The organism is Pseudomonadota bacterium, assembly GCA_039033415.1.
Lineage (GTDB): Bacteria > Pseudomonadota > Gammaproteobacteria > Xanthomonadales > SZUA-38 > JANQOZ01.
The window spans coordinates 54019-72914 of the sequence record JBCCCR010000017.1; the positions used below are offsets into that span (position 1 = coordinate 54019).

General features: G+C 60.9%; 15 protein-coding genes, 1 pseudogene and 2 riboswitches. Of the genes and pseudogenes, 5 read left to right on the forward strand and 11 right to left on the reverse strand.

The window, feature by feature from the left end; genetic code table 11:
- Position 1: 1 nt before the first annotated feature.
- The 9 genes from AAF358_15050 to AAF358_15090 all read right to left on the reverse strand — a co-directional run bounded on the left by AAF358_15050 (position 2) and on the right by AAF358_15090 (position 8098).
- A complete protein-coding gene (locus AAF358_15050; protein ID MEM7706874.1) occupies positions 2-934 on the reverse strand; it encodes an ABC transporter ATP-binding protein in 933 nt (310 codons plus the stop codon).
- Positions 931-1971, reverse strand: a complete 1041-nt coding sequence (locus AAF358_15055; GenBank protein MEM7706875.1) for an iron ABC transporter permease — start codon at positions 1969-1971, stop codon at positions 931-933. Before AAF358_15055 ends, AAF358_15050 begins: the two co-directional genes overlap by 4 nt.
- The gene (locus tag AAF358_15060; protein MEM7706876.1) at positions 1968-2819 is read right to left on the reverse strand and encodes an ABC transporter substrate-binding protein; all 852 of its coding nucleotides are present in this window, start codon (positions 2817-2819) and stop codon (positions 1968-1970) included. The genes AAF358_15055 and AAF358_15060 overlap by 4 nt, the downstream gene beginning before the upstream one ends.
- A gap of 65 nt (positions 2820-2884) precedes the next feature.
- Positions 2885-3490 carry a cob(I)yrinic acid a,c-diamide adenosyltransferase gene (cobO, locus tag AAF358_15065; protein ID MEM7706877.1) on the reverse strand — a complete coding sequence of 202 codons (606 nt, stop codon included), beginning with the start codon at positions 3488-3490 and terminating at the stop codon, positions 2885-2887.
- A gap of 28 nt (positions 3491-3518) precedes the next feature.
- Entirely contained in the window at positions 3519-4085 is a 567-nt protein-coding gene (locus tag AAF358_15070) for a hypothetical protein (protein ID MEM7706878.1), read from the reverse strand.
- A gap of 8 nt (positions 4086-4093) precedes the next feature.
- Positions 4094-4963: an ABC transporter ATP-binding protein gene (locus AAF358_15075; GenBank protein ID MEM7706879.1), complete on the reverse strand. Its 870-nt coding sequence runs from the start codon at positions 4961-4963 to the stop codon at positions 4094-4096.
- On the reverse strand, positions 4960-6021 hold the full coding sequence (locus tag AAF358_15080) for a hypothetical protein (protein MEM7706880.1): 1062 nt from the start codon (positions 6019-6021) through the stop codon (positions 4960-4962). Before AAF358_15080 ends, AAF358_15075 begins: the two co-directional genes overlap by 4 nt.
- The gene (locus AAF358_15085; GenBank protein ID MEM7706881.1) at positions 6018-7097 is read right to left on the reverse strand and encodes an iron ABC transporter permease; all 1080 of its coding nucleotides are present in this window, start codon (positions 7095-7097) and stop codon (positions 6018-6020) included. Before AAF358_15085 ends, AAF358_15080 begins: the two co-directional genes overlap by 4 nt.
- Positions 7094-8098, reverse strand: a complete 1005-nt coding sequence (locus AAF358_15090) for an ABC transporter substrate-binding protein (GenBank protein ID MEM7706882.1) — start codon at positions 8096-8098, stop codon at positions 7094-7096. The genes AAF358_15085 and AAF358_15090 overlap by 4 nt, the downstream gene beginning before the upstream one ends.
- 232 nt (positions 8099-8330) lie before the next feature.
- A riboswitch (cobalamin riboswitch) is annotated at positions 8331-8553 on the reverse strand.
- Between the two features lie 138 nt (positions 8554-8691).
- Positions 8692-8885, forward strand: a riboswitch (cobalamin riboswitch).
- A gap of 170 nt (positions 8886-9055) precedes the next feature.
- Between AAF358_15090 and AAF358_15095 the strand changes: the two genes are divergently transcribed.
- From AAF358_15095 to cobD, 4 genes are all read left to right on the forward strand, one after another.
- Positions 9056-10918, forward strand: coding sequence for a TonB-dependent receptor (locus AAF358_15095; protein ID MEM7706883.1), 1863 nt, complete (start codon positions 9056-9058; stop codon positions 10916-10918).
- A 114-nt stretch (positions 10919-11032) separates the two neighbouring features.
- On the forward strand, positions 11033-12502 hold the full coding sequence (locus AAF358_15100; protein ID MEM7706884.1) for a cobyric acid synthase: 1470 nt from the start codon (positions 11033-11035) through the stop codon (positions 12500-12502).
- Complete coding sequence (cbiB, locus tag AAF358_15105; protein MEM7706885.1) at positions 12499-13449, forward strand: adenosylcobinamide-phosphate synthase CbiB; 951 nt, start codon at positions 12499-12501, stop codon at positions 13447-13449. Before AAF358_15100 ends, cbiB begins: the two co-directional genes overlap by 4 nt.
- Positions 13446-14441, forward strand: coding sequence for a threonine-phosphate decarboxylase CobD (gene cobD, locus AAF358_15110; protein ID MEM7706886.1), 996 nt, complete (start codon positions 13446-13448; stop codon positions 14439-14441). The genes cbiB and cobD overlap by 4 nt, the downstream gene beginning before the upstream one ends.
- On the opposite strand, the gene cobU is transcribed toward cobD, so the two are convergent.
- Complete coding sequence (cobU, locus tag AAF358_15115; protein MEM7706887.1) at positions 14427-14930, reverse strand: bifunctional adenosylcobinamide kinase/adenosylcobinamide-phosphate guanylyltransferase; 504 nt, start codon at positions 14928-14930, stop codon at positions 14427-14429. The genes cobD and cobU overlap by 15 nt on opposite strands.
- A gap of 477 nt (positions 14931-15407) precedes the next feature.
- Positions 15408-15554 (reverse strand): annotated as a pseudogene (locus tag AAF358_15120) (epoxyalkane--coenzyme M transferase).
- Positions 15555-15945: 391 nt separating this feature from the next.
- Between AAF358_15120 and AAF358_15125 the strand changes: the two are divergent.
- On the forward strand, positions 15946-18639 hold the full coding sequence (locus AAF358_15125; protein MEM7706888.1) for an Ig-like domain-containing protein: 2694 nt from the start codon (positions 15946-15948) through the stop codon (positions 18637-18639).
- Positions 18640-18896: the final 257 nt, after the last annotated feature.

The window sequence follows — 18896 nt, forward strand, 5'->3', positions numbered from 1 at the left end:
CTCAGGTCTCCTGCCAGTTGAGTGAAAGGTGTTGATCGTCTGGGCTCTGCTGTTCCTCGCCAGCCGGTCGATTGCAGGACCAGGGCACGATATAGGGTTGTTGGCCGTGCTCACCAACGACGGCCTCGACCTGATAGACACGCTGCAGATGGGCGGGCGTAAGCACCCGCCGCGGTACATCGCAGGCCACCGCCTCGCCCTCATGCAGGAGGAGCAGGCGATCGCAGAAGCGGCTGGCCAGCGTCAGGTCGTGGAGCACCACAATCGCGCTTTTGCCCTGTTCACACTGCACCCGCAGCAGGTCCATCAGCCGAAGCTGATGGTAGGGATCCAGCGCGGCTACCGGTTCATCGGCCAGCAGTAGCGGTGCCTGGACGGCAAGGGCTCGGGCCAGGCGCACGCGGGCAAATTCCCCTCCTGACAGCGAACCTACAGGCCGCGCGGCAAGCGCCTCAAGCTCTGTGTGTGCGAGCGCGGCCGACACCGCATCACGATCAGCGTCGGGACCGGTCAGCGTTCCTGCTGAAACTGAACGGCGTCGCCATCCTGCACGCTGATGAGGAATGCGCCCGAGCATCACAAAGTCCCTTACGCTGAGAGGCCAGGCGCTCTGTCCGCCTTGGGCCAGATAAGCGATCTGACGAGCTCGACTGTGCGCGTCCAATTCGTTTAAGTGCCGTCCGCGAAATCGGACGCTACCTCGATAGGCGATCAGCTGCGCAATCGTTTTCAGGAGTGTGCTTTTGCCGGCGCCATTGGGTCCTATCAACCCAAAGAGTTCGCCGGGCTCAATCGCCAGGGACACGTCTGAAAGTCGGTGCTCGCGGCGGCGACCCGCTGGAGCGGACGGCGGATTATCCGTTCCGCCTGGAACCGACACCCGTTCCAGCCGCAGGCCGCGGTCGGCGCTGTCTGGCACTTTGTGCTCGGTCATGACGAAACCCCGTGTCGGCGCCGCAGGACGAGAATGAAGAAAAAGGGTGCGCCGATCAGGGCCGTGACCACGCCGAGCATGATTTCCCGGGGGCCACTAACGGCACGCAGCAGCAGATCAGCGGCCAGCAGCAACACGGCTCCGCCGAGCGCGCTCGCCAAAAGCAGGCGGGAGGGTTGCTGGGCGACGAAGGGTCGCAGTAGGTGTGGCACCACAAGCCCGACAAATCCGATAGCGCCGGTGATTGCGACGCAAGCACCGACACACAGGGCCGTACCGACAATCACCTGCTTCCGGAGCCGGACAACGTTTATCCCGAGACTCTGCGCTTCTTCCTCACCGAGCGACAGTGCATCGAGAGCCCTTCCACAGCCCAGCAACAGAAAAGCGCCAATGACCACAAACGGCAGGCAAAGCTGCACGTCGTCAAAGCTTCGCTGGCTCAGGGAGCCGAGGAGCCACAGCACGATGTCCTGAACGTCCGTGGGATTGGGCGCCAGATTCAGAGCCAGAGAAGTGAGTGCGCTGGCGAGTGACGACAGCGCGATGCCGGCGAGAATCAACGTCAGCGAATCGCTGCGCCGGCCGATCACGTAAAGCACGACGGTGGCCAACGCGGCAAAACCCATCGCCAACGCCGGCAGCAGCCAGGGGCTGAGGGCCGCCAGGCCGAAGTACAACGACAGCACGGCACCCAGGCTTGCGCTCGAACTGATGCCGAGCAGCCCGGGTTCGGCGAGCGGGTTACGCAGCAGCCCCTGCAGCGCTGCACCGGCAAGTCCCAGGGACCCACCGGTGAGGATGGCGAGTACCGTGCGAGGAAGGCGCACGTCTTGGATGATGAGCTGCTGGCGCAGGGCCTCTTCTCCGTCGCCGGCACCGAGGAGTCCGGTAATCACGTCACCAAGGGGGAGATCGACAGGACCGAACGTGAGAGACAGCAAGGCAAGGACAAGCAGCGTGACGGAAAGTCCCACCGTCACGATCGCGCGCCCGCTGACCAAAGGCGCCGACGCCAGGGTGATGGTGCTATTCAAGTGCCCACGTCCTGCGCCATAAGCGGAGACGCCAGCTGACCTGCTAGAAATTCGGCGGTGTTGATCAGATGCCAGGTTGCGCAACTGCCCTGGTTCGACGGAAGCCGAAGAACGGGACGATCAGCCAGGATCGCCCGCATGGCAGGATGCCTCAGAAGCTGTCCCTCCGCGTGACCGCGGTCGCGCGTGTAATCGCTGAGTAGGAAAAGGTCGGGCGGGCTAAGCAGGAGCTGTTCGAGATCCAGCCGTCCCCAGCCCTGAAGTCCGAGCTTCGTGGCGTGGTTGCCAAGGCCCGCACCGGTCAGCAGCGTGTCGATATAGGAGCCAGCGCCGGCGCTACCGCCGCTGGGACGCAGGTAAAGCACGCTGCGTTGGGGCTTTGCTCTGGCGGCTGCTTCGAGTTTGTCCAGGCGACGCTGCGTCTCCTTCACCAACGTGCGGCCGCGTTCCTCTCGACCGAGCTTCTCTGCGACCCACTGGGTTACGCTGAGGATATCGGGCCAGGTCCTCGCCAGAGGGACCACCACAATGCGAATACCGAGCGCTTCGAAATTGGCAGCCTGAGGATGTCGCCGCCAGGCGCGCGAGGCCAGCACGATGTCGGGCTTAAGCGCAATGATTTCCTCAGCGTCAGCGGCGTTAGCGTGATACTTCGCGGCTTCCGCCGCCATCGATGAGCGCGTTGGATCTTGGCTTTTCCACGATACGGAAAGCAGCTGTTCGGGTGAGGTCAGGCTCAGCGCGAGCAGGTCAGCACACAGGTTGGTGGAGACCACCGTTGGGGGAGTCAGCGAAGCAGCTTGCAGACTCCTGGGCCCAGGTAGACCCAGCAGCAAAACTGACGCCACAGCTAAGGCGCCAAACGCGGTTCTGTGCCTGCGTTTAGTGATTTGGCTGCCCATACGCCTCATCATCAAAAGTCGATACCCGCCTGAGCTTTAACGCCCGCTTTGAAGGCATGTTTAACGTTGCCGATCTCGCTGACCGTGTCCGCCATCTCCACCAAAGCTGGTTTGGCTCCGCGGCCGGTCAGGATAACGGTCTGCATAGGTGGGCGAGCGCGTATCACGCTGATGACTTCCTCGGTGTCGAGATATCCGTACTTGAGCATGTACGTGATCTCGTCAAGCAGCACCAGGTTGAGCGTATCGTTCTCCAGCATTCTCCGAGCCGCGCTCCAAGCCTCCTGCGCCGCGGCGTTATCCGCCTCCCAGTTCTGCGTATCCCAGCTGAAGCCGGTCGCCATCGCAAAGTAGTCCACGGTGGGTACACATTGCTTCAAGAACGTGACCTCCCCGCTTGCCTGAGTGCCTTTCACAAACTGAACGACGCCCACCCGATGCCCATGGCCGAGCGCTCGATAGAGCGTGCCAAATGCTGAGGTGGTTTTCCCCTTCCCCACGCCGGTGACAAAGATCACGAGGCCGCGCTCTTCCTGCGCATCAGCGATCTGCTTATCGATCACCGTCTTCTTTCGCTGCATGGTTCGGTTGTGTCGTTCTTTTTTGCTCTGTTCCATCACGGATTCTCCGTTGCGGTGCACACGCTCAGCCACACACCTGTCGGCTGGGTTCACGATCCAGAGGATCGGGCGGCAAGTTGAGATAGGTTTGACGCAGGTGATCCCAAAGCTCCAGATGGCTGAAGTTGGGGGTTTTCAGCACCTTCTGGTCGAAGCTGAGATACGGGTTTGGCAAAAATACCGTCATCTGTTGCTCGCCCGCCCCGTTAAACAGCCGCAGCCCCCAGGACCCAGGGCGCTGATCGGCGCGAAGCCCTCGATAGAGCTGCGCTGTTGCCGTACGTCGCCTCGCAGCGAGAGTGTCGGAGGTCGGGTTGCCACGGGCACCTTCGTTTTGGCCAATACAAATATGGAAATGCCATGCGCCGAAGTCGACTGTCAGGTAACCATCAAACAGGCTGATTTTCTGGGGCGCGTTGGGCGCTCTTACCTCCCAGACCCCACCCTGAACGCAGGTGCCAAAATGGATGCGATCCCAGTAGTTGGCGTAAACGTCCGTGAGCAGGCGCTCCAGCGTTTCGGTATCGGTGGGCAGGTCGAAAAGCTCTAGCGTTCCGTCACCTTCCTCTTCGACGATTCTTCCTCGGTGCATAGGGTCCTCTACTGGATGTGCTGGCGGCCGGTGTCGGAGATACCTACCCCGCCCTCTTTGTTCTGATTTGCGGCGCCCGAGGTCAGCGTGGCCGGTTCCAGGCCGGTCAGCGTGACCCCTCGCCGATCGCCATCGAGCGAAGGGGTCACCTGAGCGTGAAGCTTGAAGTAACGCAGTAGGTTGGCCGGCGTGAGCACCGCCTCGGGTGGTGCGTCAGCCTGCAGGGCGCCGTCACCGAGCAGCAGTAGCCGGTCGCAGTAGCGCGACGCGAGCGCCAGGTCATGAATCGCTGCAATGACCAAATGTCCCTCTTCGGCCATTTTCTGGGCAAACTGCAGCACCTCGAGCTGGTGGCACAGATCAAGATTGGCCGTCGGCTCATCCAACAGCACGACGGGCGTCTCCTGGGCAATGGTGCGCGCCAGCAGCACCCGCTGGCGCTCGCCACCGGACAACTGCGTCACTGGCCGTGCCGCCAACGACAGCACGTCGGCGCGCTGCATGGCCTGGCGAATGAGCTCGACGTCTCGAACGCCGGGCGGCTGGAACCGTCCCAGCCAGGGGTTGCGGCCCATGGCCACAACCTCCTCAACGCTAAAAGCGTAGTTGATCTCGGCGTCCTGCGGCACCAGGCTCACCTGGCGCGCCAGCTTCCGCCGGCTGATGGCGGTGAGCGGACGACCAAACAGCGAGATGGTGCCCGCGGTCGGTTTCGCAATTCCGAGCAGCAGCTTCAGCAGCGTCGATTTGCCCGCGCCGTTCGGCCCGATTAAGCCGACGAGCTGGCCCGTGGATAGCGCCAGATCGATCTGCCCGAGCACCGAATGCTCACCGTACGAAAACGCCAAGCTGCGGAGCTGGAGACTGGCTTCACTCATGACGCCACCTCCGGAGTTGGGGATTGTTCGGACGAGCGGTTTGCTGCGCCGTGGACTGAATCGGCAGGCTGATCCCGATGGTGCCGGTCTGCTGCCGTTCGACCTCCGTCGAAGGCGGCTTGCCAGCGGTCCAGGAGCGGGGCCCGGGTATTGGAAAAATGGCCGCATTGACGCAGCGCTACGCGGGTTGCGGTTCGAGCCATTCGGGTGGAACCCGGGTCGAAGTCGGCCGGATCGACCGCTGCGGCCAGCGTCGACCAAGTGGCTCGTTTCTGTTCAAGAAAACCGGTTGGGCCCGCCAGGGCCAGCCATTGCTGAAAGTCGTCAAATACCGTCAACTCAAAGGGCTTCGGCTTGCCCAGCGGGCTGCGGCAGGGATGAGCGGGGTGGAGCGATAGAACGGGAAGCCAACCGGTTGGCACGGGAATATTGGCCGAGTGTGCCCGCCCCTTCGCGAGAAGCTTCGGCAGCACGTGGGTATGAGGGCCGTCCGGCGACCGCTCGATGCCAATCGGCTGAAAGACCTCCAGCCGCCCGATCACGGAGGTAAAGACCCGATGAGGCCCGGCTTTGATAATTGTTGGGAGCACCGGATTACCCGGCTCCAGCAGCTGACTCCCGGCGGCCGCGCGGAGTTTTTTCAGTAAATGGTGGTCAGCGGTGCGCACGCCGACGTTCACAAAACCCTGGTTAAGCCCAAGATCGAACAATATGTCTTCACGATCTCCAGTGCGCAACGCCTCGCGATCGGGACCGAGCTCGGTGATGCCTGCTGCCTGCGGAAGCCGCGCTGCCGCGCGCGGCAGGCAAAAGACCACACCGTGCTGCCAGTGGTCGCGAGCCTTGCTTAAGCTTTCCCACGCAACGGGGCGAAGGTCGTTGCGCCAGCCAAAAGCCAGTCCGCCTCGGGCGGTAACCCGACCCAGCCGGCCATCCTCAGGCTCCCAGCTCGTCTCTCCAGCGTCACGGGTGAATTCCCCAATCGCCCCAAAGCTGCCGACGCTAAAGCCATGAGTGGGTGAGTCAACAGACTCTCGAAGTCGTTCGTAGGCTGTCATAGCTGCATCAGCCGTCTTTGCCTGAGGAGCAGAAACAAGAAAAAAGGTGCACCCATGGCTGCCGTAACCACGCCGAGCGGGATCACGGCACGACTCGCGTCGCCGCGGATCAGCAGGTCGGCGCTAACCAGTACCAGGGCGCCAAGCAGACAGGTCACGGGCAGTAGCCGGCGATGTTGCGGGCCGACCAGCAGTCTCGTGATGTGCGGGACCACAAGGCCCACAAAACCAATGCCACCGGCGACGGAAACCGCCACCCCCGTCAGTGCCGCCGTAACCAGCAGGAGATTGCGCCGGACCCGAACCACATCCACGCCAACTGAATTGGCGTGGATTTCTCCCACCAGCAGGATATCCAGATCGCGCTGGTAAAACACAATTGCCGCAACGCTTGCCAGGAAAACGGGGAGCAGTAGCAGTACGTGATGCCACCCGCGTCCATCCAGCCCGCCCATGGTCCAGTACACAATCGATTTACCCACTTCCCAGTGCTGCAGCGCGAGCGCCAACACCAGCGAAATCATGGCAACGTTAAACGCACCGACCGCGATGCCTGCCAGCAGGAGTGTCCCCATTGGAACGTGGCCACGCGCTGTCGCGATCCGGTAGACCACGGCAATGGTGAGCCCCGCTCCGAGAAACGAGAAAAGCGGTAAGGCCCAGACGTTGATCGCCGCCAGGCCAAAGAAAATGGCGATGACGGCGCCCAGTGATGCACCGGACGACACGCCCAGGATGGAAGGCGACGCCAGTGGATTCCGGAACAGGCTTTGCAGCACCGCGCCGCTGACCGCCAGCGAGGCTCCGACCAGCAACGCGGTAGCGACCCTGGGCGATCTCAGTTCCCAGAGAACCTTTACCTGCCAGGCCTCCACCTCTGTCAGCCAACCATCAAGGCGTCCGCCGGTGAGCGCACTCGCTAGCAGCTGGATGGTGGTGCGCAGGTTGACCTCGGTCGGCCCGATGACCACCGCTGCCAGCGTGACGCAAAGCAGCAGCAATCCCAACAGCACCCACAGCGTCCGGCCGGCAAATACACCGGACGCTTTTCTCCTCGTTGCGAGAGCAAGACTCACCGTTTCACCACCGAAGCCGGAAACGCGCCCGGGTGCAACAGCCGAGCGACTTCCTCAACGCCCCGCACACGGTGCGGTGAGATCGAGGTGAGCCAAGCACCCTCGATGCTGTAGACGCGACCGCTGCGGACTGCCGGCACGCCTTCCCAGGCCGGGTTCTTGAGAAGAATGTCGCTCGCAGATGCTCCGTCGGCCCCGGACCAGCCGTTGAGAAGCACAATCTCCGGCTGCAGGGACACCGCCAGCTCAGGAGAGATTCTAGGCAGCGACCCTAGCCCGGTTTCGGCAATAACGTTTTTGCCGCCAGCCAGCGTAATGGTCTCGTGCATCAGGCTGCCGGGTCCCGCCGTTGACCCGCTCATGCCGTAGAAAAGCACGCGCGGCCGCTCTCGACCCGCCACCCGGTTACGCACCGCATCGATCCGCTCATCCATCTCAGCAAGCCACGCTTCTCCCCGACCCTCTTCCCCGACCGCCAGGGCGAGCGTGCGAACATTGCTGCGGATATCGTCGTGGGAGTCGAAGCGGGTAAAACGCAGCAGCGCGATGCCTGCATCGAGCAGCATCGAAGCGGTGACCGCATTGGTGTACGCCGCCAGCAGCACCAAGTCGGGCTGCGCGGCGATGACTTCCTCAACGTCGCCGTAGTTGCGTCTAATGCTGGGTGGGTAGATCCCGGAAACGTTGCTGATACCTGGATCGTCCGCCAGGTACGTCACGCTGCTCACGCGTTCCGGGTCGACGAGCCGAGCAAGCATTTCGTCACCGCCAAGAATGACCGACACGATGGCCGATGGCTGTTCTTCCAGGACGACGGTTTTGCCGGCGGGATCGACAAAGGCCCGCCGAAATGTACCGCTTTTGCCAAGGTCCAGAACCTGGCTGTCGCCGAGGCTGGCCCCGGGGAGAAGTACGGCCCGGTCGGCCAGCTGAAAAACCGCATAAACGGTCGCTAACAGCGCCAACGCCGCCGTGATGACCGCCCACGTACCCGGTGTCATAGATTTGTTGGCTGTTAAATTTCTTTGCCTAGTCGTAGGCATGACGTTCGCATACCGATAGGGCTGACGGGACCCACAGACGAAAACCGTTGGTCGGGCTCGCAGAGTCCCGATACGCACCGATATGCAGCAGCTGGAGCACAACGTTTCGCACAGTGAGCGCCTGAATGCGGCCGAACCAAGTACGCCACTGCAACTGGTACTGGTCCGTCAAGAAGCCTCGCTTCACGGCGCAGCAGCGATTGACGACAGCAGGTCTCCTGGCTTACGCCTCGAACGCTTACCCCCTCCTTCCCGCATCACAAGGTGCGTCACCGATTGGTTCAGCTCTGGACACAGTGGCATGTGGGAGGCTCGCTTGGCGTTTACAGTTGCGAGGACAGCCGTGGATTTGCACCACGTTCCCTTTTTCACTTAGAGCATGATGCTCTAAGGCTTGCCGCTGGTTCGAGTCTAGCCGAATCTTTCGACGATAAGCAAAGGTTGTTTGACCAACGCTGGCTGCGACCGGAAAAAACTGGCGCTAAAGCGCTGCGGTTAAGCGTTTTTTGGCATCGCGACGATGGGGTCGTTGACATCGCTCTGTGTCCACGTCAGCATCTTAGGCTGATGGTGCTGCATCCGTGCGGCCAAAAGTGAATACGGTAAGAAGCCGTAGCTGTACCCGCAACTGTATGCCGGGAGCGAAGGGCCCCGACGCCACTGGAGCAAACCTAGAAGCTCCGGGAAGGCGGCCCCTAGCGTCGATCGGCGAGCCAGGAGACCTGCCATCGCGTCGTTCGTCCGGAGGCCGGGATAGCCTCAGCGGGCAGTGAGGTCCGGCGTTCTGCGCAGCACTTTCTCTCAGCAACGACACTCCAAATCGGTCGGCCGCCCCATGGGATTATCCATGCAGGCCCACGTAGTCGTTGACTGAGCACCCAAACACGGGCGGACGGGTGCCGGTGGAGAGATTTCATGCGTTACCTGACCACAACAACAGTTCGGCGGGTCCTTTCCCTTTCTTTGGTTTCATCCCTGGCTGGCACCGCGCTTGCGCAGGAAGATCCGGCAACAGAAAACGGCATCGATATGATTGTTGTGAGTGCCACCCGCCTCGGACAAACGACAACGGAAACCGGGTCCAGCCTTTCAATCATCACCGCGGAGGATCTCGAAGACCTCGGCGTTATTTACGTGCTGGATGCGATCGCTCAGGCTCCCGGGGTCACCATCAACCAAAATGGCGCCTTCGGCGGCAACGCCAGTGTGCGTATTCGTGGCGCCAGCAGCGAGCAGACCGTTGTATTAATCGACGGCGTTCCGGTGAATGACCCCACCTCACCCGGCGGTGGATTTAATTTTGCCCGCCTGGACACGGAGAACATTGAGCGCATCGAGGTTCTCAAAGGACCCCAGTCGACACTATGGGGTACGGACGCCATCGGCGGCGTCGTTTCTATTGCCACCAAATCGCCCAGCGAGGGTCTTGGCGGCGAGGCCTTTGCTGAATTTGGATCATTCAACACCCTGCGCGGTGGCGCCTCCGTGTCTAATGCGAGCGACGTCGGCGACTTCCGGATCGCTGCCGTGACCGTCTCGAGTGACGGAATCTCCAAGGCAGACGAGGCTAACGGGAACGACGAGGATGACGCGTTTGATTCGCTGACGCTTTCCATCAAAGGTGGGTTGAATCTGGCGGGCAACGCGCGGCTCAGCGCGGACGTCCTGTGGACCGATGCTGAAACCGAGTTCGACAGCTTTTCGATCGGATCTCAGGGCCGAGTTGCTGATGGGGATGAGGTCAGCGAAACCGAGGAGATCGCAGCAAACCTCTCGCTCAACGTTCCGTTGCTGAGGGGGCGCCTCGATAACCTGTTTCTCCTGGGTTACTCCGACATAAGGCGAGAGAACTTCAGCGATGGCTTGCAAAGCTTCGAGGCAGACGGTGAGCGACTGATCTACCGCTACCAGGGAACGCTGGCTGTCGATGAACGCAACCGCTTGGCCTTTGGGGCGGAGCGCGAAGAGACGACAGCCAACGACGACGATACGTCGATCAATGGCCTGTTTGCGCTTTATGAGCTTAAGCCGACCGATGATCTGACGCTCTCGGCTGGGGTGCGCTACGACGATCATGAACGATTCGGTTCAGAGACGACGACGCGTATCGCGGGTGCATGGGACGTGGGAACTCAATGGACGGTCCGTGCGAGCTGGGGCGAAGGCTTTAAGGCGCCAACGATCTTCCAGTCGACGTTTTTCTGCTGTGGTGTCACGGAGCCCAATCCTGACCTTGAGCCCGAAACGTCGGACGCTTTCGACGCCGGTATCGAGTGGCGTTCCGCAGAAGGACAAGTGCAACTGAGCGGCGGTATTTTTCGTCAAAACACGCAGAACCTGATCGATTTTGACTTTGCCGCCGGTGGCTATCTCAATGTTGATGAGGTGGAATCGGTTGGTGTCGAACTTGCCGGCGACCTGACGCTGACCGACAGCATCAGGCTGTCGCTCGACTACGCGTATATCGATGCCGAAGACGGTGAAGGCAATGCGCTCGCACGTCTTCCGGAGCACTCCGGCGACCTGACCCTTTCCTACGATGCGGGTGGCCCTTTCTCGGGTGCCTTGCTCGTACGGTATAACGGCAGCGAGCCGAACACCGATGCCACGTCCCTCGATAGCTGGCTCCGGGTCGATGTGACCGCTCGCTACGCGGTCTCTGAGCAGGTCGAGTTTTACGGACGTATCGAGAACCTGCTCGACGAGGAATACCAGCAAATCCTCGGTTACGGCACGCCTGAGCTTTCAGGTTCGTTGGGTTTCCGGATCCGGTTCTGACCGACATCTAGCCATGCAAATGAGGCCCCGCCACGTTGTCGTTACCCCCGCATCAGTGCGGGCCGATCGACGACGCTGGCTCCTTGAGGACAAGCAGTGACGGCCCGAGCCTTGATGCTGCAAGGCACGGGCTCGGACGTGGGCAAGTCTGTCCTCACCGCCGCAATTGTCCGTCTTGCTCGCCGACGCGGCATTTCGGTCGCGCCGTTTAAGCCGCAGAATATGTCCAACAACGCGGCAGCCTGTCCTGACGGTGGTGAGATTGGCCGGGCCCAGGCCCTTCAGGCTCGTGCCGCAGGCCTGCCGCCGCGCGTCGATTTCAATCCCGTGTTGCTCAAGCCGCAAACCGATCGGACATCGCAGGTGGTCGTCCACGGTCGCGTTGCGTCAACGCAAGCGGCTGCAGACTACATCCGTCAACGAGGCTCGTTGCTTGAACCGGTTCTGGAGAGTTTTGGGCGTCTGACCGACGAGTTCGAGTTGATGATTGTTGAAGGGGCCGGCAGCCCGGCCGAGATCAACCTGCGACGCGGCGACATTGCCAACATGGGTTTTGCGAGGCGAGCTGATGTGCCGGTGTGCCTGATTGCTGATATCGAACGAGGCGGTGTGATTGCAAGCCTGGTGGGGACCCAGGCTGTCCTGGACCCAGCGGATGCCGCGATGATCGTCGGCTTCCTCGTAAACAAATTTCGCGGCGATCCCCGATTGTTTGATGCCGGCGTCGAGGCGATTACTGAGCGGACGGGCTGGCGTTCCTTCGGCGTGATTCCGTGGTTGACCGTGGCGGCCCGGCTACCCGCTGAAGACGCGGTGGGTATCACCTCAGAAAAGGCACCGGCGGACGCGACGTTGAGGATTGCCGCGCCGATGCTTTCGCGCATGGCGAATTTCGATGACGCCGACCCGCTTCGCCAGCAGGCCGGTGTAAGCTTCGAGTGGATACCGCCGGGCCGCCCTATCCCGCGTGATTGTGACGTTGTGCTGCTGTTCGGCAGCAAGTCGACGCTGGGAGAGCTGAAGTTCCTGCGAGATCAGGGGTGGGATCACGACATCCATGCACATGTCCGAAACGGTGGGCGGGTACTCGGCATCTGCGGCGGCTATCAGCTGCTCGGACGCCGTATTCATGATCCAGACGGCAGCGATGGCAAGGCCTGCAGCGCTGAGGCCCTCGGGCTGCTGGATGTTGAGACAACCATGGGCTCGGATAAATCAGTCCGCCCCGTTGACGGCACCTGTGCACTCAGCGGCAGCCTCATATCCGGCTACGAGATCCACGTCGGAGAAACGCTCGGGCCAGACTGTGGGCGGCATGTCTTCGTCGTCGATGGGCGACACGAAGGGGCAGCCAGTCAAGACGGCCGAGTTGCCGGCACCTACCTGCACGGTATCTTTGCCAACAATGACTATCGAAACGAATGGCTGCGCAGAGCCGGGGCTGGTCGTTTACAGGCCTACGACTACGATGCCTCGGTTGAGGCTGCCCTCGACGCACTGGCCGACCAGGTGGAAAGTGCGGTGGACGTAGAAGGACTGCTTGCCCAGGCGCGCGTGCCGACGATCTCAGCCAGCCAAAGATGAGCGCCGTTGCCATGCTCATCGCCTGGGTCACTGAGGCTGCAGTGGGATGGCCTGAGACCCTGTATCGCCGAATCCGGCATCCTGTCGTCTGGATCGGCTCGCTAATCACGTGGTTCGACCGACAGCTGAATCAAGAGCGGATTGGTGATAGCTGGCGGATCGTTGCGGGAGCCCTCGTTGCGTTCCTGGTTATCCTGATCACCTGGCTCATCGCCGCGATGGTTCTGGCAATGTTGCCAGCAAACGTTTTAGCCGTTGTTGTCGCGGGTTTCGTAGGCTCAAGTTTGCTGGCTTCGAGAAGCCTTTATGAGCACGTGCAGGCAGTGGCCGAACCGCTTGCCGCCGGGTCTATCGTTGAGGCACGAGAGGCCGTCTCGCACATCGTAGGCCGCGACCCTAGCCAGCTGGACGAGGCAGGGATCGCCCGGGCGGCTATCGAGAGCCTCGCCGAGAATGCCTCAGACGGCGTGGTGGCACCCCTATTCTGGGGCGTGTTGCTGGGTTTGCCGGGTATTGCAGCGTATAAGGCAGTCAACACGCTCGATTCGATGATCGGCCATCGAAATGAGCGCTACGAAAAATTTGGGAAATTTGCGGCTCGCGTCGACGATGCCGCGAACTGGATTCCGGCTCGTCTCTCGGGCGCTCTTTTTGCGTTGGCCGCCGGTGGGGAACCCCGGGTGTGGCGGACTATTTGGCGTGATGCGGGTCAGCATCGATCTCCCAACGCTGGCTGGCCCGAAAGCGCCGTGGCGGCAGGTCTGGGAGTGAGACTGTCGGGGCCGCGCAGCTATGGCGACGCGGCAACCGACGAACCGTGGCTCAACGCAGGTGCACCTGACCCAGACGGAACCACTATGAAGGCGGGCCTTCGCCTGTACGTCCGAGCCATGGCATTGGCGGCTTTGCTCCTGGCCTTGCTAGCGACCTTGCAGATCCTGCTGTGAGTGACGACCTCCGACACGGCGGCGCGCTCGACCGAGTCGCCAGTCAATTTCCGACAGCGCCCCTGCCCTGGATCGATTTGTCAACGGGTATCAACCCCTGGCCATGGCCCGCTGAACAGGCTGATCCGGAGACGTTTTTCCGCTTGCCAACACAGAGCGATATCGACCGTTGCCGGGTGGCTATGGCGGACGCATTTTCCGGACCGGTCTCCGGGGTCACGCTGGTACCCGGCACCGAGATTGCTATCCGTCTGCTCCCGAAAGTCCTGAATCCTAAAACCGTCGCGGTCCTCTCACCAACCTACGGCGACCACGCGGAGTCCTGGCGCGTCGCTGGTGTGAAGCTGATCGAAACAACCGATCCTCTTAAACATGCCGACATCGCGGACGTTGTTGTCGTTTGTAATCCGAACAATCCCGATGGACAGTGTTTCGATACCGATCGCTTGATGGACGCACGCAATCGATTGGCGCAGCGTGGCGGCTGGCTGATTGTCGACGAGGCGTACGCCGAGCTCAGTCCCGGGCGAAGTCTCGGTGCGCATGCTGGCTCCGAGGGTCTGATTGTGCTGCGTTCGACGGGCAAATTCTTTGGATTGCCCGGCCTGCGCCTCGGTGCAGCGCTAGTGCCATCGAATCTCGCAGATGCACTGGAACAACTCCTTGGAGTATGGCGAATCTCCGGGCCTGCTCTGGAGATCGGCACACAGGCGTACTCGGACGTTCGGTGGCAGCAGGCAACGCGTCGCCGCCTGGTGTCAGCGCGACAGCGCCTCGATGCGATTCTCAACGAATGTCACGAGGTGACGGGAGGCACGGATCTGTTCCGCTACGTTTCTGTAGGAAACGCTCACGAAAAGTGGTATCAGCTTTGTAAGCATGGCATCTATACGCGCCGATTTGAGTGGTCGCGTTCGCATTTGCGAATAGGCTTGCCGGCTACCCCCGAGGCCGAGGCGCGGCTGAGGCTGGCAATGTCACTTGAGCGTTAGCGGCAGTCCGGCGGCCACAAACTCAACGCGATCACTCGCTGCTGCGACAGCCTGGTTGAGCCACCCTTGCTGATCGCGAAACTCCCGTCCGAGAGCCGTCTCGGGCACCAATCCCAGACCGATTTCGTTAGACACCAAGATGATATCTCCTGGGAGGGTCAGACCATTGATGAACCGTTTTACTTCGGTTTTGAGGTCCCGCTCGCGATAGACGAGGTTAGAAAGCCACAGGGTCAGGCAGTCCACCAGCACTACGTGTCCCGGCTTGACCGTTTGTTCCAGCGCTTCGACCAGAGCAAGCGGCGCCTCAAGCGTACTCCATCCCGATCCGCGGTCAGCCTGATGTTTCGCGATCCTTGCCGTCATTTCGTCATCGAACGGTTCGGCGGTTGCAACGAACGTCCGCGTGGGTGCTGCCGACTCGGCCAAGGTTTGGGCCCGGCGGCTCTTGCCCGACCGGGCGCCGCCCAGAATGAGTGTTACTGACATCCTGGCATCATGCGGCAATCGACCCTAAACAAAAAGCGCTGTTGAGTATCGGGCGTTTGCGTGAACACGATCTGTCGTTCGGCGGTTTAACGCCCTGTGCCAATTTTGTGTCAAACGCTGAGTATTCGACAGTCGTTTTGTGCCATTTTCTGTAGCGAATCGGCGAGCGGGCGCCGCTAAGTGATTGAATTTATTGGGGTGGCTTGGGTCCAGGACCGCCTTAAAATCCCTCGGAGGAAACTCCGTGCCGGTTCGAGCCCGGCCCCGGGCACCAAAATAATTCGCTAAAACATGGCTTTACAGCCATGCCGATTTTTCCTCATTTATCTGACTTAGGCGTTTGTCGCTGATTTTGTGCCTCAGGTGTCTTCGACCCAGTTAAGTCGCCATCGCGCCCTCTGACATCGCACCGAGTTTGGCATAGGAAATCTTCGAGGCTTCTCCGTCGCTCACGATGTTAACGCCAGCAGCCACCTAGCGGCGAACGTTTTCTTCGGCGGCCTCTGTCATCGTGGCATCGAGCTGATCCTGGTCTTAGACTTCGCCCCGCTCGCGGGTAAACAGAAAATCGACCACTTCTTGGGTCCGAGGCAGTGACCCGACATGTGTAGTTAGCACTGGCATTGCGTAGTTTCCTGATTAACTTTTTGACCAGTCCGACAAAGTACTGGGTTGTGGCCCATGACGCCCGTGAGCGGAGTGATCTGCCCTACCGCCCGAGACCGAGGTTTGCGATCTCGGCTGAGCGTCCCGGTGAACGCTTAATTGGCTGATCGCTCGCCGATTTCCAGCGACAAGCGGCCTAGCCGCTGGCGCGGACCCTCGCTCCTTGTTCTTCTAAGCTACTGAATTTAAGTACTTTTTCGTTTCTCCGAAAATGATCAGGGTTTCATCAGGAAATGCGGCTCTGTTTTCTGGACGCTATGTCCATTTCACGATGGCACCGCGGCGCCGTGCTTGCACGGTCCTAACGGCGTGATGGTGATCCAAATTGTGCACCGGAGGGCGCATGCCTGTGAAAAGACGATCACTGTGTTGCACCATTGCCTGTATTCTCAGCACCGGCTCGGCCACCGCTCAGGAGTCTCTGCGGCTGCAGGACCTGAACGGGGTTCTGGGTGTCAGGATTACCGGCGTCGCTGCCGGTGACCGGGCGGGCCAATCGGTCAGCGCGGCTGGGGATGTGAACGGCGACGGGCTCGATGATGTGATCATCGGGGCCCCCTTTGCGGATCCGGACGGCAACAGCGGCGCTGGCGAAAGCTACCTCGTATTTGGCACCGATCAGGGGTTTGCTAGCCCGCTCAGCTTGGCGGAGCTCGACGGCAGCAACGGGCTGGTGATCACCGGCATTGATGCCGGTGACCGTTCAGGTTTTTCGGTCAGCGCGGCCGGGGATGTAAATGGGGACAGTATTGATGATCTGATTATCGGGGCCTATCGCGCGAATCCGGACGGCATCCTATTTGCTGGCGAAAGTTACCTGGTGTTCGGCTCTGATCAAGGGTTCGTAAGCCCGATAACTTTGGCGGATCTCAATGGCACCAACGGGCTGGTGATCAACGGTATAGATGCCAGCGATTTTTCAGGCGGGTCGGTTAGCGCTGTCGGAGACGTGAACGGCGACGGTATTGATGACGTGATCATCGGGGCTAGCAGTGCGGATCCGGATGGCCAGCTTAGCGCCGGCGAGAGTTACCTGGTCTTTGGTACCGATCAGGGGTTTACCAACCCGTTGGCCCTGGCGGGCCTCAACGGCAGCAGCGGCCTGGTGATTACCGGCATTGATGCCGGAGACCGTTCAGGCTTCTCGGTCAGCGCGGCTGGCGATGCAAATGGTGATGGCATTGATGACGTAATTATCGGAGCCTATCGCGCAGATCCGAACGGCAAAAGCAGTGCCGGCGAGAGCTACCTGGTGTTCGGCACCAATCAGGGATTCGTCAGCCCGATGACTCTGGCGGATCTCAATGGCAGCAACGGCCTGGCGATTAATGGCGTTGATGACGATGATCTCTCGGGCCGATCAGTGAGCGCGGTTGGGGACGTGAACGGCGACGGTGTGGACGATTTGATCATCGGGGCCCAATTTGCGGATCCAGGCGGCAACAGCTACGCCGGCGAAAGCTACCTGTTGTTTGGCACTGACCAGGAGCTTGTAAGCCCTCTGCCACTGTCGGACCTCAACGGCAGCGACGGCGTCGTTCTCTCCGGCATTGGTGCCAATGATCAATCAGGGAGATCGGTCAGTGCTGCCGGAGATATGAACGGCGACGGTATTGGTGATCTGATCATCGGGGCCTATCGCGCGAATCCTGACGGCAATACCTACGCCGGTGAGAGCTACCTGGTGTTTGGCACCGATCAGAGTTTTATCAACCCGCTGGACCTTTCGACTCTCAACGGCAGGAACGGCCTGGTAATTACCGGCATCAATTCCGATGACCAATCAGGCATATCGGTAAGCTCAGCCGGGGACGTGAACGGCGACGGAATCGATGACCTGATCATCGGGGCCAACAACGCGGGTCCCGATGGGAATAGCGGCGCCGGAGAGAGCTACCTGGTGTTTGGCAACGCCGCCCCGCTGTCTTTGGGCTCCTCGCTGCTGCTTGGGGCGCAGACAGAAGATAACCTCGCTCCCCTGGGCAGCAGACTGGATTTTTCTATTGCAGAACGCTACCTGGACGAAGACTCTTTTGGCGGGGTTGCGGTTATTAACGATGCCTCCACACTCGGCGAAGGACTGTGGCAGCACAGTAGCGACGGCCTTGAATGGACCGACCTGCCCGGCGCGCTCAGCGACACTAGCGCCCTGGTCCTGGGTGCGCAGTCGCTGCTGCGGTTTGTGCCTGCGGCCGACTTCCACGGTCAGCCTGGTCCCCTGACGGTGCGCCTATGGGACGGGCGCTGGCGCGACACCGGCGAAAACGTGGACATCACCAGCGCCGTTGACGCACTCGGCGGTTTTGCTGACGACGACAACCTCCTCAGCGTGACCCTCACCGTCAATCCAGTGAACGACTCGCCCAGCTTCAGCGCCATCAACCCTCCTACCGTTAACGAAGATCCCGGCGGCGCAACCGTAGCGGATTGGTCCACCTTCGACCCCGGGCCCTTCGAGTCTGAGCAATTTGCCTTGACTTATCAGGTGGACAACATTTCCAATCCTGGGCTCTTTTCCGTGCTGCCCACCATCGGTACGCTGGGAAACTTGGTCTACAACCCGGCACCCGACGTCAGCGGCTCCAGCACGTTTGATGTCCGGGTGGTCGACTCCGGTGGCATGGACAACGGCGGCGTCAATGTGTCGGGCTTTCAGACTTTCACCGTCACCGTCAATCCGGTCAACGACCCACCGCGGATCGTCGCTGACGATCCGCCCCCAGTGCTCCTTAACAGCGGCCCACAAACCGTCCCTCAGTGGGCCAGCGTGGATGCCGGTGCACCGGACGAACAGGACCAGCAGGTGACCCTGACCGTATCGGACGTATCCAACGGGGCGCTGTTTGCTAAGCCTCCGGCCGTTGATGCGGTCGGCAACCTCACATACACACCGGCCGAAGGTGCCATCGGCGTGTCGACCTACACGGTCATTGCCAGCGACGATGGAGGCACAGCCAATGGTGGTCAGAACACCACAGGACCTGCCGGGTTTACGATTCAGGTCCGCAGTGAGCTCCTGTTCAGCGACAGCTTTGAGGAGTGATCACCCCGGTCTAATTCCATCGACCTAATGCCACCCACGTAACGCCTGCACGCCACCGGGTCAGGGCGTGATTATCTGACCACCTGTCAGGTGGGAGCTGAAATACTCGGCACCAACAGAGACTCCGCTGCGTTCAGCCTGCGCTGGCTGGCGTTCTAATCCCGGACTTTCATCCTTACCTCCGCGTGTCGCTTCGCGGCATCCAGATATTCGAGTGCTTTTGTCACGACCGTTGCGACTGCCCTCGCCGACTTTGC